4 protein-coding genes are annotated in these 17513 nt (G+C 75.1%); 1 reads left to right on the top strand and 3 read right to left on the bottom strand.

The genetic code is table 11. The features are described 5' to 3' along the window. Position 1: 1 nt before the first annotated feature. Genes ACWDLG_RS33385 through ACWDLG_RS33395 form a run of 3 tightly spaced genes read right to left on the bottom strand, consistent with a single transcriptional unit; the run spans position 2 to position 16352 of the window. Positions 2–217: an MbtH family protein gene (locus ACWDLG_RS33385; protein ID WP_354905160.1), complete on the bottom strand. Its 216-nt coding sequence runs from the start codon at positions 215–217 to the stop codon at positions 2–4. Continuing rightward, positions 214–15288, bottom strand: coding sequence for an amino acid adenylation domain-containing protein (locus ACWDLG_RS33390; RefSeq protein ID WP_449927842.1), 15075 nt, complete (start codon positions 15286–15288; stop codon positions 214–216). The genes ACWDLG_RS33385 and ACWDLG_RS33390 overlap by 4 nt, the downstream gene beginning before the upstream one ends. A gap of 56 nt (positions 15289–15344) precedes the next feature. Beyond that, positions 15345–16352: an iron-siderophore ABC transporter substrate-binding protein gene (locus tag ACWDLG_RS33395; protein ID WP_449927844.1), complete on the bottom strand. Its 1008-nt coding sequence runs from the start codon at positions 16350–16352 to the stop codon at positions 15345–15347. A 138-nt stretch (positions 16353–16490) separates the two neighbouring features. On the opposite strand from ACWDLG_RS33395, the gene ACWDLG_RS33400 reads away from it, so the two are divergent. Further along, a complete protein-coding gene (locus tag ACWDLG_RS33400) occupies positions 16491–17510 on the top strand; it encodes a FecCD family ABC transporter permease (protein ID WP_449927846.1) in 1020 nt (339 codons plus the stop codon). The last annotated feature ends 3 nt before the right edge of the window (positions 17511–17513 follow it).

The raw sequence follows: 17513 nt of genomic DNA on the forward strand, positions 1-17513 counted from the left end.
GTCAGTCCTGCCTCGTCGCCTCGACGAGGCTGCGGGGGCGCAGGTCGGTCCAGTGGGTCTCCACGTACTCCAGGCACGCCTCCCGCGTCTCCTCACCGAACACCACCCGCCACCCGGCGGGCACCTCGGCGAACGAGGGCCACAGGGAGTGCTGCTCCTCGTCGTTGACCAGCACCAGGAATCGGCCGTCCCGGTCCTCGAACGGGTTCGTGCTCATGCGTTGCTCCTCACTTCGGTGTGCAGAATGCGGACCAGCTCGTCCGCCATGGACTGGATCGTGGCCCGGTCGAACAGGTCGGTCGCGTACTCCAGCAGGCACTCCACCGGACCGTCGCCGCGCGGCTCGAAGAAGCTCAGCGTCAGGTCGGCGTTGAGCGCTCCCGTCGGCACGTGCTCGAAGGCCAGCTCGCCGGTGTCGGCCTGCTCGTGATGGACGATCATCACCTGTGGCGGCCGCAGGCCCAGCGCCCTGGCCACCCGGTCGAACGGCACGTCCTGCCGGTCGAGCGCGGCCAGGTCGGTCTCCCTCACCCGGGCGAGCAGCTCGCGGAAGGCCGGCTCGCCGGAGGTGTCGGTGCGCAGCACCACGGTGTTGAACAAGCAGCCGACCAGGCCGGTCAGCTCCTCCTCGGTACGGCCCGCGACCAGCGAGGCGATCGGCAGGTCGGTGCCCGCCCCCCGCCGGGTGAGCAGCGTCGCGAACGCCGCGTGGAGCACCATGAACATGCTGGTGCCGCTCTCGGCGGCGACCGCGTCGATGGCCGCGTGCAGGCCGGCGTCGAGCGTGACGCCGACGTGGTCGCCCCGCACCCCCTCACCGGCCCGGTCGTACGGCAGCGCGACGGCGCGCGGCATGCCGTCCAGCGCCTGCCGCCAGTGCTCGAGCTGGGCGCCGTCGGTCACCTCGTGCGCCCATCGCGTGTAGTCGGCGTAGCCGACCGGCAGCGGCTCCCACGCCGGGGCGGCGCCCCGCCGCCGGGCCGCGTAGGCGGTGGCGAAGTCGCGCAGGAGCGGCACCACCGACCACTCGTCGACGGCGAGGTAGTGCATGGTCAGCAGCAGCGCCCGCGCGCCCGAGCGGTCGGTGAGCAGCCTGGCCCGCAGCGGCGCGCGCCCCTCCAGGTCGGCGGGTTCGCCCGCCAGCGCGTGCAGTCCCTCGTCCAGGTCGGGCACCTCGACGTGTTCCAGCCATTGCGCGGCCGGCACCTGGACGAGCCCGCCGTCCCCGCGGACGACGGCCGTGCGGAGCGGCTCGTGACGTGCTGCGACGTCGGCGAGCGCGGCGGCCGCGGCGCCGGGATCGGGGGAGCGGAGCGCGAAGGCCATGTCGTGCGGCCGCCCGGCCCCGGTCCTGGCGTGCTGCCACTCCTGGGGCGGCGCGGCGGGCAGCTCCCGCCGGCGCAGCCTGGCCCGCTCGCCGAGATCCCTCTCGTCGAGGCGGGCGGCCAGCTCGGCGACGGTGGGCGCGTCGAAGACGGCCCGCAGCGTGAGCCGGGCGTCCAGCGTCGTGCGGATCCTGCCGAGCAGCCGCATGGCCGACATCGAGTGGCCGCCGAGCTCGAAGAAGTTGTCGTGGACGCCGACCTGGGGCAGGCCCAGCACCTCCGCGAACAGCTCGGCGAGCGCGTGCTCCCGCCCGGTGCGCGGGCGGGTGGCACCGGTCAGCGCCGACCAGTCGGGCGCCGGCAGCGCGGCCCGGTCCAGCTTGCCGTTGGGCGTCAGCGGCAGCGGCCGGTCGAGCACCACCACCGCGGACGGCACCATGGCCGGGGGCAGCAGCGCCGCGACGTGCGACCGCACCTGGGCGGGGTCGAGCGGGCCGCCCGCCGCGACCGCGTAGCCGACCAGGCGCGGCTCGGGACCGCTCGTGTCGGTGACGACGGCCGCCTGGGAGATCATCGGGTGCCTGGTCATCGCGCCGGCGATCTCGCCCGGCTCGATCCTGAACCCGCGGATCTTGACCTGGTCGTCCGCCCTGCCGAGGAAGTCGAGGTTGCCGTCGGCGCGCCAGCGGGCCCGGTCGCCGGTCCGGTACATCCTGGCGCCGGGCGGGCCGTACGGGCAGGCCACGAACCGCTCGGCGGTCAGGCCGTGCCGTCCGAGATAGCCGCGCGCCAGCCCGCGCCCGGCGATGTAGAGCTCGCCGGCCACCCCAGGCGGCACCGGGCGCAGGCGCTCGTCGAGCACGTAGGCGCGGGTGTTGGGGTCGGGCACGCCGATCGGCACCGCTCCCGCCCAGCCCGGTTCGGCCGCCCACAGCGTGGAGTTCACCGTCGCCTCGGTCAGCCCGTAGGCGGCCAGCAGGCGCAGCCGGCCCGCCCAGCGCTCGATCACGTCCGGCGGGACCGTCTCGGTGCCGACCAGCACCGTGCAGCCCTCGGGCGGCTCGCAGCCGGCCGGCAGCGCCGCCACCAGCGACGGCGGCAGGATCGCGTGGGTGATCTCGTGCTCGGTCATGAAGCCGGTCAGCTCGTGGCCTGGCACCCTGGCCGCGTCGCGGACGAGCACGAGGCTGCCGCCGTGGCACAGGGCCATGCTCAGCTCGAAGGCGGTGACGTCGAACCCGATCGAGGCGAAGTGCAGCACCCTGCTGTCGGGGGTGAGCCCCATGCGGTCGACGGCCGTGGCGACCAGGCTGCCGATCCCCTCGTGCGTGACGACCACGCCCTTGGGGCGTCCGGTCGAGCCGGAGGTGTAGATGACGTAGGCCGCCTGGTCGAGCGCCACCTCCGGGTAGGCGGGTGCCCGCCACCGCCCGTCGGGCGCGTCGCCGAGCAGCAGCACGTCCAGGCCCTCGACGGGCTGCGCGGCCACGACCACCTTCGCCCCCGAGTCGCCGACCATGTACGCCAGGCGGTCGGCGGGGTGGGCCAGGTCGAGGGGCAGGAACGCGGCACCGAGCTTGAGCGCGCCGAGCATCACCGCCACCATGTCCACCGAGCGCGGCACGGCCACACCGACCACGCTCTCCTCCCGCACGCCGTGATGGGCGAGCATCGCCGCCATCCGGTCGGACAGGGCGTCGAGCTCCGCGTAGCCGACCGAGCGGTCCCCCTCGACCACCGCCACGGCGCCGGGGCGTTCGGCGACCCTGCGCAGGAACATGCCGTGCAGGGTCTGCTCGGCCACCTCGCGGTCGGTCGCGTTGAAGCCGGTGACGACCAGCTCCCGCTCCGGCGGGGTGAGCACGTCGATGTCGGCGACCCTGACCGACGGGTCGGCGGCGACCGTCCCGACCAGCCCGGCGAGCCGCGCCCCCATGGCCGCCACCGTGGACCGGTCGAACAGGTCGGCGCGGTACTCGACGACGCAGGTGATCGCCTCGTCCTCGACGAAGCTGAACACCAGGTCGAACTTGGCGGTGCTCGCGGACACCGGCGCGGGCAGCACCTCCAGGCCCTCCAGCGCGAAGTCGTCGGCGCCGCGGTTGCGGTAGCCGACCATCACCTGGAACAGCGGGTTGCGGCCGGGCGAGCGGACCGGGTTGAGCTCCTCCACGACCGCCTCGAACGGCACGTCCTGGTGGGAGAAGGCGGCCAGGGCCCGCTCCCTGACCCGCGCGACCAGCTCGGCGAAGGTCGGGTCGCCCGACACGTCGGCGCGCAGCACGAGCGTGTTGACGAAGAAGCCCACCAGGTCGTCCAGCGCCTCGTCGGCGCGGCCGGAGACCGGCACGCCGAGCGGCAGGTCGGCACCGGCGCCGAGGCGGTGCAGCAGGGCCGCGACCGCCGCGTGGCAGACCATGAACATGCTCGCGCCCGAGTGCTGGGCCAGCCGCCGCAGAAGCCGGCTGTCCTCGGCGCCGAACTCGACCCGCAGCTCGCCGCCCGCGGCGGCCGGCCGCGCGGGGTGCGGCCGGTCGGTGGGCAGCTCCAGCCGCTCGGGGGCGCCGCGCAGCGTCTCGGCCCAGAAGGCCAGCTGGCGGGCGGCCACGCTGTCCGGGTCGGTCCGCTCGCCGAGCAGCCGCCGCTGCCAGAGCGTGTAGTCGACGTACTGCACGGGCAGCGGCTCCCACGCGGGCGCCCCGCCCCCGCGGCGGGCGGCGTAGGCGGCCGACAGGTCACGCAGGAACGGGCCGTCCGACCACTCGTCGGTCGTGATGTGGTGCAGCAGCAGCGCCACCACGTGATCGCGCGCGCCCAGCCGGACCACGGTGGCCCGTAGCGGCAGCTCGGCGGCCAGGTCGAACGGCCGGGCGACGACCGATTCCAGCGTCGGCTCCAGCGTCGCCGCCGTGGCCTCGACCACCTCGACGACGGGGACCGCCTCGGCCGCCGGCACCACCCGCTGGAAGGGGCGGCCCTCCCGCTCGACGATCAGCGTGCGCAGCGCCTCGTGCCGGGCCGCCAGATCGGCCAGCGCGGCCCGCAACGCCTCGACGTCGAGCTCGCCGCGCAGCCGCATCACCAGCGGGAAGTTGTAGAGCGCCGACGGCCCTTCCAGCTGCTCGATCAACCAGAGCCGGCGCTGCGCGAACGACAGCGGCGGCTCGGCGGGCCGGTCGGCCGCGGCCGTCAGGGCGGGCCTGGCGTCCTGCCCGCCGACCCTGGCGGCCAGCTCGGCCACGGTCGGCGCCTCGAACAGGTCGCGGATCGCCAGCTCGGCGCCGAGGGCCGCGCGCGCCCTGCTGACCAGGCGGGTGGCCAGCAGCGAGTGGCCGCCCAGGTCGAAGAAGTCGTCGTCGATCCCGACGCCCGTCACGCCCAGCAGGTCGCCGAACAGCTCGCACAGCACCCGTTCGCGCGCCGTGCGGGGCGGGCGGCTCTCCTGACCGCCGCTGAGGGCGGGTGCGGGCAGCGCGCGCACGTCGAGCTTGCCGTTCACGGTGAGCGGGAGCCGGTCCACCGCGACGAGCGCGGCGGGCACCATGTAGCCGGGCAGCCGCTCCTTCAGCGCCGCCCGCACCACCGCGAGGTCCGCGCCCTCCTCGCGCGGCACGACGTAGCCGAGCAGCCGGCCGCCGTCGGCGACGACCGCCGCGTGGGAGACCAGCGGGTGTTCCTCCATCGCCGCCGCGACCTCGCTCGGCTCCACCCGGTAGCCGCGGATCTTCACCTGGTCGTCGGTGCGGCCGAGGAAGTCGATGACGCCGTCGGGGCGCTGCCGTACCAGGTCGCCCGTGCGGTACATCCGCTCACCCGGCGCGCCGAACGGGTCGGCGACGAAGGCCGCGGCGGTCAGTCCCGGCCTGCGGTGGTAGCCGCGGGCCAGGCCCACGCCCGCGATGTACAGCTCGCCCGGCGTGCCGGGCGGCACCGGGCGCAGCGCCGCGTCGAGCACGTACGCCGTCGTGTTCCAGATCGGCCTGCCCACGGCGGGTGTCGCGCTGTCGTCCGTGGACGCCCCGAGCGTGTTGATCGTGTACTCGGTGGGCCCGTACAGGTTGTAGCCGACGGTGCCCTCGCTGTCGCGCAACGCCGTCCACACCGTCTCGGAGACGGCCTCGCCGCCCAGCAGCACCAGCGGCGGCCGGTGGCCGTCGAGCAGGCCCTGGTCGATCAGGTGGTGGGCGTAGGTGGGCGTGACGTTCACGACGTCGACGCGCTCCCTGTCGCAGTAGGCCACCAGGGCCTCGGCGTCGCGGCGCAGGTTCTCGTCGCAGACGTGGACCTCGTGCCCCTCCACCAACCACAGCAGCTCCTCCCACGACATGTCGAAGGCGAAGGAGACGGTGTGGGCGATGCGCAGCCGCCTGCCGCCCGCGGCGGCGACGGCCGGCCCGAAGATGGCCTCACGATGGTTGAACTGCATGTTCGTCAGGCCGCGGTACGGCGTGACGACGCCCTTCGGCCTGCCGGTCGACCCGGAGGTGTAGATGACGTAGGCGGGATGCTCGAGCCGGTACGGCAGGCCGCGGGCGAAGCCGGGCCGCTCGGCGTCGGACGGCACGCCCGCCGGCAGCGTGGCCAGCCGGTCGGCGGTCGCCGGGTCGTCGAGCAGCACGCGCGGCACCCCGGTCTCGGGCAGCGCCACCGATCCCGTGGTCACCACGCAGACGGGCGAGGTGTCCTCCAGCATGAAGGCCAGCCGCTCCGCCGGGTACTCCAGATCCAGCGGGAGGTAGGCCGCGCCGGTCTGCAGCACGGCGAACAGCGCCGCCACCATGTCGGCCGAGCGCGGCAGCGCCAGCGCGACCACCCGCTCCGGCGCCGCGCCGTGCTCCAGCAGCAGCCTGGCCAGCCTGTCGACGCGGGCGTCGAGCTCGGCGTAGGTCCAGCGTTCGGCGCCGAAGACGAGCGCCACCTCGCCGGGGGTGCGCGCGGCCTGCTCCGACAGCAGCTCGGCCACCGTCACCGCGGGCAGCGGCCGGGCCGGTGCCGCCTGCCGCCGCTCGCCCTCCAGCAGCAGGTCCACGGTGCCGACCAGCGCCCGCGGCGCCGCCACCAGGCGCCCGAGCACGGTGGTGAACCGGTCGAGCACCCGGCCGGCCTCGGCGCCGCCGACCACGTCGGGGCGGTACGACAGCGTCACGCGCAGGCGGGCGCCCTGGGTCACGATGAGCGTCAGCGGGTAGTGCGTGGCGTCGACCGCCGACACGTTCACGATCCCGTGCCGGCCGGTGAACTCCGCCATCCGCTCCTGCCCGCCCGCCTCGCGCAGCACGAAGAGGGTGTCGAAGAGCCGCCGGTGGCCGCTCTCCCGATGCAGCTCGCCCAGCCCGACGTGCTCGTACGGCATCAGCGCCACGCGCTCGTCCTGCACCCGCCGCGCCAGCTCGAGCACCTGCTCGCGCGGGTCGAACCCGATCCGCACCGGCACCGTGTTGAGGAACATCCCGATGACGTTCTCCACGTCGGGCACCGCCACCGGCCGGCCGGCCACCGCCGCGCCGAACACCACGTCGTCGCGGCCGACCGTGGCCGCGAGCACCAGTCCCCAGGCGAGGTTGAGCAGCGTGTTGAGCGTCAGTCCCGTCTCGCGGGCCAGCGCGCGCAGGCCCTCGCCCAGCTCCGCGGACAGTACGACGTCGAGGTTCACCGGGATCTCCGGGCGCAGGCCGTCGTCGGCCGGCCGTACCAGCGTCGGCTCCTCCAGCCCCGACAGCGCCGCGCGCCAGGCGGTCAGCGCCTCGCCCGCGGGCTGCGTGGCCAGCCAGGCCAGGTAGTCGCGGTAGGTGCCGGCGGCGGGCGCCGCCGCGGCGTCGCCGAGGAGCTGTTCGAGCACCAGCCATCCCGACCAGCCGTCCCACAGGATCAGGTGGTGGCTCAGCACCAGCAGGTCGCGCTCGCCGAGGCGGATCAGCAGCAGCCGCATGAGCGGCGGGGCGGCCAGGTCGAACCGGGTGGTCCTGTCCTCGGCCAGCAGCTCGGCGACCATCCGGTCGCGCTCCTCGCGCGGCAGCGCCGACAGGTCGATCTCGCGCAGCGGCGGCTCCACCCCGGCGCCGATGAACTGCACGGGACGCGACAGCCCTTCGGCGGTGAAGCCCGCCCGCAGGCTCGGGTTGCGGGCCAGCATCGCCGCGCACGCCGCGCGCAGCCGGCCGGCGTCGACGGGCCGCGCGAACTCGAAGACGTCCTGCGAGGTGTAGACGTCGACGGCGGCGGTGTCGTAGCTGGAGTGGAAGTGGATGCCCTCCTGCAAGGGCGACAGCGGCCAGACGTCCTCGACCGGGACGGGGCAGACGCGCCGCACGCTCTCGTGCTCCTCTGCGGTCAGCGTGATCAGCTCGGCTGCCCCGTGCTCCTCCGCGGTGGCTTCCATGGTGGCCTCCGCGGTGGCCTCCATGCTGGCCTCCGCGCTGGCCGCCAGCGCGGCGGGCGTCCGGCAGGCGAAGACGTCCCTGGGGCTGACCGCCAGGCCCGCCTTCCTGGCCCGGCCGGAGACGGCGATCGAGGCGATGCTGTCACCGCCGAGGGCGAAGAAGTCGTCGTTGAGGCCCGCCTCGGTGCCGAGCACGGCGGTGAAGATGTCGCAGAACAGCCGTTCCCGCTCGGTCCGCGGTGCCCGCACGGCCCGCGGCGCCATCTCGGGAACGGGCAGGGCGCCGCGGTCCACCTTGCCGTTCAGCGTCAGCGGCAGCCGCTCCAGCGTCACCACCGCGCTCGGCACCATCGGCGGGGGCAGCGCGGCGGCCAGCGCGGCGCGCAACCCCGCCCCGTCGAGGCGGGCGCCCCGCTCGGGGACGGCGTAGCCGACCAGGCGGGTGGCGCCACCGTGGTCGCGGGCGACGACCACGGCCTGCGCGACGCCGTCCAGGGCCGCCAGCCGCGCCTCGACCTCGCCGAGCTCGACGCGGTTGCCGTGGATCTTGACCTGGTGGTCGGTCCTGCCGGTGTACTCCAGGGCGCCGTCGGGGCGCAGCCGCACCAGGTCGCCCGTGCGGTACATGCGCGTGCCCGGCGGGCCGAACGGGTCGGCGACGAACCGCTCGGCGGTAAGCGCCGTCCTGCCGTGGTAGCCGAGGGCGAGCTGCGCGCCGCTGATGTAGAGCTCGCCTTCGGTCGCCGGGCGCAGGCAGACGTCCAGGACGTACAGCCCGGTGTTCCAGACCGGCCCGCCGATCGGCACGGCCGTGTCGCGGTCCGCGTCGCGTTCCGTGCCGCGGTCCGTGCCGCGGTCCGTGCCGCGGTCCGTGCCACCGTCTGTGCCGCCGTTCGCGTCGCCGTCCGTGCCGCCACCTTCGTCGCCGTCCCACCAGGTGACCTGGACGGTCGCCTCGGTGGGCCCGTAGCAGTTGTCGACGGGGACGCCGGTCAGCTCCCGCCAGCGGCGGGCCAACCCCGTGGTCAGCGCCTCGGCGCCGCCGAAGACCCTGCGCAGGCTCGCCGCCCAGCCCGGATCCCGCGTGACCTCGTCGGTGGACAGGAAGGCCCTCATCATCGAGGGCACGATGTCGAGGACGGTCACCCCGCGGTCCCTGACGAGCCCGGCCAGGTAGGCCGGATCGACGTGCCCGCCGGGCTCGGCCAGCACCACGGCGGCGCCGGAGCACAGCGGCCAGAAGATCTGCCACACCGAGGCGTCGAAGCTCGCCGACGCCTGCTGCAGCATCCGGTCGGTGCCGTCCATGGCGAACAGGTCCTGGGCCCACGCCAGGTGGCCGACGATGGCGCGGTGCGTGACCACCACGCCCTTGGGCCGGCCCGTCGAGCCCGAGGTGTAGATGAGGTAGGCGGGGTCGTCCGGCGCGGGAGCGCGAAGCGGGCCCCCACCACCGTCGGGACCGCCCTCGCCGCCGCCGGCGCCACTACGGGTGCCGCTCTCGGCGCCGCTCAAGGGGCCGCGGAATGGGTCGCTCGAAGGGCCGCTCAAAAGATCGCTCGAGGGGTCGCTCAAGGGGTCGCTCGAAAGATCGCTCGCGGGGCCGATCGAGGGGCCGCCGACCAGGACACGCTCCACCCCCTCGTGCTCGGGGAAGGACTCGTCGGTGACCACCACGCGGGCGCCGCAGTCGGCCAGCATGTACGCCAGCCGCTCGGCCGGATGGTCGAGGTCCAGCGGCACGTAGGCCGCGCCCGCCCGCAGCACGCCGAGCACGGCGGCCGGCAGGTCGGGCGAGCGGGGCAGCGCCACGGCGACGAACCCGCCCGGACCGACGCCGCGTCGCGCCAGCCGTACGGCGAGCGCCTGCGCCCTGCGGTCCAGCTCGGCGTAGGAGACCTCCTCCTCGCCGAGGATCACCGCGGTGGCGTCGGGCGTCGTGGCCGCCTGGGCGGCGAACGCGGCGGCCAGCGTCGTGGGCGGTACCTCACGGGGCCCGCCCAGCAGGCGCGCCTGCTCGAGCTCGACCAGGTCGAGCCGCCCCACGGGGCGCTCGCCGGCGGTGACCAGCTCCTCCAGCAGGTGCCGCAGCGCCCGCGCCACCCGCGCGGCGGCGCTGGCGCCGATGGAGTGGTCGAGCCTGAAGGTGGTCCGCCGTCCCGGCACGACGGTCAGCGACAGCGGGTAGTGGGAGCCGTCGCGGACGTCCACGCCCGCGATCGCCCCCATGTCGCCCTCGACGGGATAGTTCTCGACCGCCACCAGCGTGTCGAACAGGGTGCCCCACCCGGTGATCCGCTGGATGTCGGCCAGGCCGAGGTGCTGGTGGTCCAGCAGCCGCGCCTGCGCGTCCTGGAGCCCGGCCAGCAGGTCGGCCGGACGGTCGCCGGGGCGCCAGGCCAGCCGTACGGGGATGGTGTTGACCAGCAGGCCGACCATCGACTCGACGCCCTCGACGGCGGCCTGCCGGCCTGAGACGGTGCTGCCGAAGACGACGTCGTGGCGGCCGGTCAGCCGGCCCAGCAGCAGCCCCCACGCGCCCTGCACGAGCGTGCTCAGCGTCAGCCCGCGCGCCCGTGCCCAGCCGGCCAGGTCCGCGCCGGCCTCGAAGGTGATCTGGCCGGGCGCGCCGGCCTGGTACCGCGGGCCGAGCAGTGTCGGCTCGTCGAGCCCTTCCAGCGCCCGACGCCAGGCCCGTCCCGCCGCCTCGTCGTCGCGGTCGCGCAGCCAGGTGAAGTAGTCGCGGTACGGGGTGACCTCGCCGAGGTGTTCGCCCAGCAGCTCCCGCAGCATGATCGGCACCGACCAGCCGTCGGCGACCAGGTGGTGCAGGGTCAGCACCAGCGTCCGCCCGTTGACCAGGGCGGCCCTGAGCAGCGGCGGCGCGGCCAGGTCGAAGGGCCGGGCCCGCTCCCGCGCGGCGATCTCGTCGACGTCGGCGCCGGTGACCTCCGCCCACGGGACCGTGACCCGGCCGGCCACGTACTGCACGACCCTGCCGTCGGCGCGCTGCAGGAACCCGGCGCGCAGCGGCGCGTGCCGGTCCACCAGGCGTTCCACCCGGCGGCGCAGCGTGGCGGGCTCGACGGGTCCGGCCAGCTCGACGACCTGCTGGACGGTGTAGACGTCGGGGTCGGACAGCGAGTGGAAGTACAGGCCCTGCTGGAGCGGCGTCACCGGCAGGACGTCCTCCAGGTCGCGGGGCAGCGCGTCGATCTCCTCCTGGTCGAGCGTGACCAGGGGGAAGTCGGACGGCGTGTGCCCGCCCGCCGCCGGCCCGGCCACGTGGGCGGCGATCCCGCGCAGCGCCTCCAGCCAGGCGCCGGCCAGCTCCGCCACGTCGGCCCGTTCGAGGACCCCTTCGGGCCACGACCAGGTGGCGCTCAGCTCGGGCCCGGACGCGCCGTCGCGGACGATCGCGTTGACCTCGAGGTGATGGGTCAGCGGCATGCCGGGGTCGCGCCCGGCCGACAGCGGCTCCGCCCCGGCGGCCGGCTCCCAGTCCGCGCCGCCGTCCGCCCTGAACCGGCCCAGGTAGTTGAACAGCACCTCCGGCGTCGGCAGGTCGCCCAGCGCGCCCCGCAGCAGCCCGAAACCGAGACCGGCCGACGGGACGGCGCGCAGTTGCTCCTTGACCCGCCCGAGCGCCCGGCCCACCCCCGGGCCGCCGGCGCGGAACTCCTCCCACGCCACGTCGCCGCCGTCGATCCTGACGGGGAACAGGCTGGTGAACCAGCCGACCGTGCGGGTCACGTCGGCATCGCCCGCCACCGCGTCCTGCTCCCGGCCGTGCCCCTCCAGGTCGACCAGCAGGCCGCCGGCGCCCTGACGGCGGGCGAAGGCCGCCGCCAGCGCGGTCAGCAGCACGTCGTTGACGGTGCCGTGGTAGGCGGCCGGGGCGTCGGTCAGCAGTGGCGTCGTCCCGTCGGGGGGCAGGACGACGGTCAGCCTGCGCTCGCGCGCGGCCGTGTCGGTCGCGGGGTCGAGGGGCCGCAGCCCGAGCGACGGCACCGGCCCGGCGAGCGTCCGCCGCCAGACCTGCTGCTCCGCCTGCCGCGCGGGGGTCGGCGCGTCCTCGGCCAGCAGCCGCGACCAGCGCGCGAACGAGGTGCCGACCGGCGGCAGCTCGACCGGCTCGCCCGCGGACACCGCCCGCGCGGCCTGGGCCAGGTCGGACAGCAGGATGCGCCAGGAGACGCCGTCCACCACCAGGTGGTGCGCCACCAGCGACAGCCGCCGCTCGTCCGGCGACCACACCGCCTGCAGCATCACGCCCGCCGCCGGGTCCAGCCGGCCGACGGCGGCCTCGACCCCGTCGCCGGCCACCAGGCCGCCCGCCTGGACCGTGCCGGGCGGCGGCACCTCCATGTGCCAGCCGTCCTCGCCGCGCAGCAGCCGGGCGCGCAGCATGCCGTGATGGTCGAGGACGGCCTGCAACGCCCCGGTGAGCAGGCCCTCGTCCAGATCGTCCGGCACGCGCACGGTCACCGACTGGTGGAAGCCGTCGATCGGCCCGCCCACCTCCCGCAGCCGGCCGACGATCGGCGTCTCCGGCACCAGGCCGACGCCCGCGTCATGAGCCTGCTCGGGTACGGCCTGGCCGCGCCCCCGCGCCAGCGCGGCGACGGTCCTGTGCTGGAAGACCTCCCGCGGCGTGATCGCGAGACCCGCCCGCCTGGCCTTGTTGACCAGCTGGATCGCGACGATGCTGTCGCCGCCGAGCTCGAAGAAGCTGTCGTACGCGCCCACCGACGGCAGCCCGAGGACCTCGGCGAACAGCCCGGCCAGCACGCGCTCGGCGGGGGTTTCGGGGGCGGTGTCGCCCGCCTGCACCGTCCACTCGGGCGCGGGCAGCGCCTTGCGGTCCAGCTTGCCGTTCGGCGTGAGCGGCAGCGGCCCGTCGAGCACCACGATCGTGCCGGGCACCATGTACTCCGGCAGCGCGCCGGCCGCCAGCCGCCGCAGGTCGGCGGGGTCGAGGCCGCCGTCGCCCGTCACGTAGCCGACCAGCCGCCTGACGCCCCGGTGGTCCTCGACGGCGGAGACCGCCGCCTGGGCGACCGCGGGGTGGCTCATCAGGACGCTCTCGACCTCGCCGGGCTCGATGCGGTACCCGCGGATCTTGAGCTGGCCGTCCTCGCGGCCGAGGAAGTCGATGGTGCCGTCGGCGCGCCTGCGGGCCCGGTCGCCGGTGCGGTACATCCGCTCGCCCGGCGCGCCGAACGGGTCGGCGACGAACCGCTCGGCGGTCAGCCCCGGCCTGCCGAGATAGCCCCTGGCCAGGCCGAGGCCCCCGACGTACAGCTCGCCCGTGACGCCGGGCGGCACCGGGCGCAGCGCCGCGTCGAGGATGTGGCAGCGGGTCCCCGGGTCCGGCACGCCGATCGGCACGGGGCCCGCCCAGTCGCGCTCGGCGAGCCAGAGCGTGGAGTTGACCGTGGCCTCGGTCAGGCCGTAGGCGGCCACGACCCGCATGCGCTCGCTCCAGCGGGCGACCAGCTCGGCGGGGACCGTCTCGGTGCCGACGACCAGCACGCCGCCCTCGGGCAGCGCGCACCCGGCGGGCAGCGCCGCCACCAGCGACGGCGGCAGGATCATGTGGGTCACCCGGTGCTCGGCCAGGTAGCCGGTCAGCTCCTCGCCGGCCACGCGCCGCTCGGACGGCACGACGACGACGGTGCCGCCCACGCACAGCGACATCACCAGGTCCCAGACGGCCACGTCGAAGCCCACGGAGGCGAACTGGGCGACCCTGCTGGAGGAGTCGACGCCGAGCCGTTCGACGGCGGTGGCGATGAGGGCGCCGACGCCCTCGTGGGAGAGCACGACGCCCTTCGGCCGGCCGGTCGAGCCGGAGGTGTAGATGACGTAGGCGGCCCGGTGCAGCGCGCCCTCGGGCGGGTCGGTGTCGGCCGCCTGCGGGAGGGCGTCCAGAAGCAGGCGGGGCAGCTCCAGGTCGGCGGCGTGGCCCGAGACCGTGACGAGCAGGCGGGCACCGGCGTCGGCCACCATGAAGGCCAGCCGGTCGGCCGGATGGTCGGCGTCCAGCGGGAGGTAGGCGGCGCCCGCCTTCATGACGCCGAGCAGCGCCACGACCAGGTCGGCCGAGCGGGGCAGCGCCACCGCGACGACGTCCTCGGCGCCGACGCCCTGGGCGCGCAGCGTGTGGGCGAGCCGGTTGGCCCTGGCGTTCAGCTCGCCGTAGGTCAGCCGCTCCGACTCGCAGATCACGGCGAGCCTGCCGGGCGCGTGCGCGGCCTGCCGTTCGAACGCCGCCGTCCACGAGATCTCCGGCAGGTCGCCGGGCAGGGGGACGAACGGCGGCACGGGCGCCAGGTCGATGCCGCCGAGCGGCGTGTCGGGCCGCTCGGCCAGCGCCTCCAGCGTCAGCAGGAGGCGCCGCTCGTGCTCGGCGAGCGCCTCGGGGTCGCACACCGCGGCGTCCGCGTCGAGGTCGATCCGCAGCCCCTGGCCCGCGGGCCGGTCGTAGACGGCCACGGACAGGTCGCCGACCGGCCCGAGGGACAGGTGGTGGATGACGCAGTCGCCGTCGCCGAACCTGATCCCCTGGTGGTACGGCATGACGTTCACGGTGGGCCCGATCAGCGAGCGCAGCCCTTCGACGCGGCCCAGCTCCCTGGCCAGGTCCTCGCCCCGGTAGCGGGCGTGCGCGCCCAGCGACCTGATCTCCTCGGCCACGGCCGCGACCAGTTCGGCACCCGTGGTCCAGGGGCTGACGGCGAGCCTGAGCGGCAGCACGTTGGACATCAGGGCGGGGGAGTCCTCGCCGTGCAGCCTGCCCGCGACGGGCAGGCCCAGCACCAGGTCACGCTCGCCGCTCGCCCGGTGCAGGTAGGCGGCCACGGCCGCGATGGCCAGCCGCGACAGCCGGGTGCCCAGCGCGGCCGCCGCCGCGCGCAGCCCGTCCGAGCGCTCCGGCGACAGCTCCACCGTGCGGCGCAGGACACCGCCGGCCTGGGCGGGCGGGCACTCCACCAGCCTGGCAGGCTCGTCGGGCAGGCCCGCCAACCTGCCGTGCCAGTACGCGGCGTCGGCCGCGTGCCCGGCGGAGGCTCGGTAGCCGGCGTCGGCCGCCACCAGCGCCGGCAGCGACCAGTCGACGCCGGCGTCGGGGCCGCCGCCGTACAGGGCGGCCACGCGCTGGATGAGGCGCAGCATCCCGGCGCCGTCGGTGACCAGGTGGTGGTACCGCTGGTACCACCACAGCCGGCCGTCGCCCAGCCTGAGCAGCGCGTGGGCGAACATCGGCCCGCGGGCCGGATCGACGGTCCGCGCGAGGTCGGCCGCCATCCACGCCCGCGCCTCCGCCTCCGCCAGGTCGAGGACCGGCAGCGGCCAGTCGCCCGCGGGCCTGGTGATCTGGACAGGGCCGGCCTCGTCCTGGGCGAACACCACGTGCAGGCTCTCCGCCTCGGTCACGGCCTGCCTGATCGCCCGGGCCAGCCGCGCCACGTTGGCCGCGAGCTCCACGTAGCCGCCGATGGTGTAGGCCGGGCTGTCCGGCGCTAACTGCTGGGCCAGCCAGATTCCGGTCTGGGCTCCGGTCAGCGGAAGTACGGACATCTGGCTGCCTTTCACGTCACTCTGCGGGAATCAGGGTGGGCCGGGCCGGCCGGGGATCACTTCTTGAGAAGCGGCACGACCTGGTCGATGGCGTAGGGGATGCTCAGCACCGTGTTGAAGGAGAGCGCCGCGCCGATCGGCGGGTCCTGGTAGGTCAGGAAGAGGTCGCGGCCCTGCCTGGCGACCTTCAGCTGCTTGTAGACGCTGTCGTTCCTGATCCGCTCCCACGGCTGCCTGCCGGTGGTCAGCCAGACGAGGCGGTCGACCTCCAGCAGGCTCAGCCCCTCGGAGCCGAACTCGGCCACGTTGGACGTGCCGGCCTGCCTGGTGATCTCCTCCGGGACGGTGAAGCCCAGCTCGGCCAGGAACGCCGACTTGGGGTCGCCCTTCTGGAAGGCCGAGTACTGCCCGGCCTTGAAGCTGTCGGCGGCGACGGCCGTCAGCCCCTTCCACTGCGGGTTGTCGGCCCGGACCTTCGCGAACCGGTCGGCGATGCCGGCGATGAGCCTCCTGGCCGTGTCCTCCTCGCCGAGGGCGCGGCCGGCCAGCAGCGTCATCTCCTGCCACGGGGCGCCATAGGGGTCGAAGCCCTTCGGCTGGGCGACGACGGGAGCGATCTGCGACAGCTTGTCGTAGTGCTCCTTCTGGATGCCGGAGTACATGGCGAAGATGAGGTCGGGCTTGAGCGCGACCAGCTTCTCGAACTTGACGCCGTCCTCGCGCAGGCCGAGCACGGTGGGCTCGGTGCCGCCCCACCTGTCCCTGGTCCAGGGCCAGTCGGAGAACGGGCTGCGCTGGAACCAGTCCACGACGCCGACCGGCTTGAAGCCGAGCGCGAGGACGGGCTCGTGGTCGCTCAGGCCGATGGTGACGATCCGCTCGGGACGCTTGGCGATCTCGGTCGTGCCGTACATGTGCTCGACCTTCACCGGGAAGGCCGATCCGGCCGCCGGGGCGGACGAGGCGGGGGCGGGCTCCGCCGTACCGGCCGGGGTGGGGCTGCCGCAGCCGGCGGCGACGGTCAGCGCCAGTGCGGCGAGCACTGTCGAGAGACGCTTGGACATAGTTTCCTCTTCCGGATCTGAAGTGTCACCGGCACGCAGACTAAGGTAAGCCTTACCTATCTTCAATCGCCGGAAAAGTCTTGCGCGAGGCACATGAGTGAGGTATGCCTAACCTAAAAAGCGAACGATCGGATCTTCGTGACACAGCAGAGAACCGTCGCGGCACGGCGGCCGCTCCTGATCGCGGCGAGCGCGGGGGTCCTGGTCGTGCTCTGCGCGCTGTCCCTGGCCGTCGGCAGCAGGGCGATCCCGCTCGGCCAGGTCTGGACGGCCCTGGCCGATCCGGCCGCCGTCGACCCCGAGGTCGCGGCCATCGTCGGCGGGACGCGGCTGATCCGCACCCTGGTCGCCGTGCTCGCCGGAGCGGCCCTCGGCCTGGCCGGAGCCGTCATGCAGGGGCTGACCCGCAACCCGCTGGCCGATCCCGGCCTGCTCGGCGTGAGCGCGGGCGCCGCCTTCGGCGCCGTGGTCGCCGCGGCCGCGCTCGGTGTCAGCGGCCTGCTGTCGTCGGTCTGGTTCGCCTTCGGCGGCGCGGCGGTCGCCAGTGCCGTGGTCTACCTGCTGGGCAGCAGGGGCAGAGGCGGCGCCGCGCCGGTCAAGCTCGCCTTGGCGGGCGTGGCCGTGACCTACCTGCTCGACTCGCTGACCGGCGGCATCGCGCTGACCGACCCCGAGGCGCTCGACCGCTACAGGTACTGGTCGGCCGGCTCGCTGACCGGGCACGACGGCGGGACGCTGCTGGTGCTCCTGCCGTTCCTCGCCTGCGGCGCCGTGCTGGCGCTGAGCACCGCGCCCGCGCTCAACAGCCTGTCCCTGGGCGACGACGTCGCCGCCGCCCTCGGTCGCGGCCTCGTGTCCGTACGGCTGCGCGGCGCGCTCGCGGTGACCGTGCTGACCGGGGCGACCGTGGCGGTCACCGGACCGATCGTCTTCGTCGGGCTCGTCGTCCCGCACCTGGTGAGAATCGTCACCGGCCCCGACCACCGCTGGCTGCTGCCCGCCTCGATGCTGCTGGCGCCCTGCCTGCTGCTGGTGGCCGACATCCTCGGCCGCGTCGTCGTGCGCCCCACCGAGCTCGACGTCAGCCTGGTGGCCGCCTTCCTCGGCGCGCCGTTCTTCATCGCCATGGTCCGCCGCCGCAGGCTCGCGGAGCTGTAGCCG

Source organism: Nonomuraea sp. NPDC003727 (genome assembly GCF_053586935.1).

Bases quoted from the DNA above. Each gene is read 5' to 3' on its own strand.
- ACWDLG_RS33385 (WP_354905160.1), bottom strand. From the start codon at position 217: ATGAGCACGAACCCGTTCGAGGACCGGGACGGCCGATTCCTGGTGCTG.
- ACWDLG_RS33390 (WP_449927842.1), bottom strand. From the start codon at position 15,288: ATGTCCGTACTTCCGCTGACCGGAGCCCAGACCGGAATCTGGCTGGCC.
- ACWDLG_RS33395 (WP_449927844.1), bottom strand. From the start codon at position 16,352: ATGTCCAAGCGTCTCTCGACAGTGCTCGCCGCACTGGCGCTGACCGTC.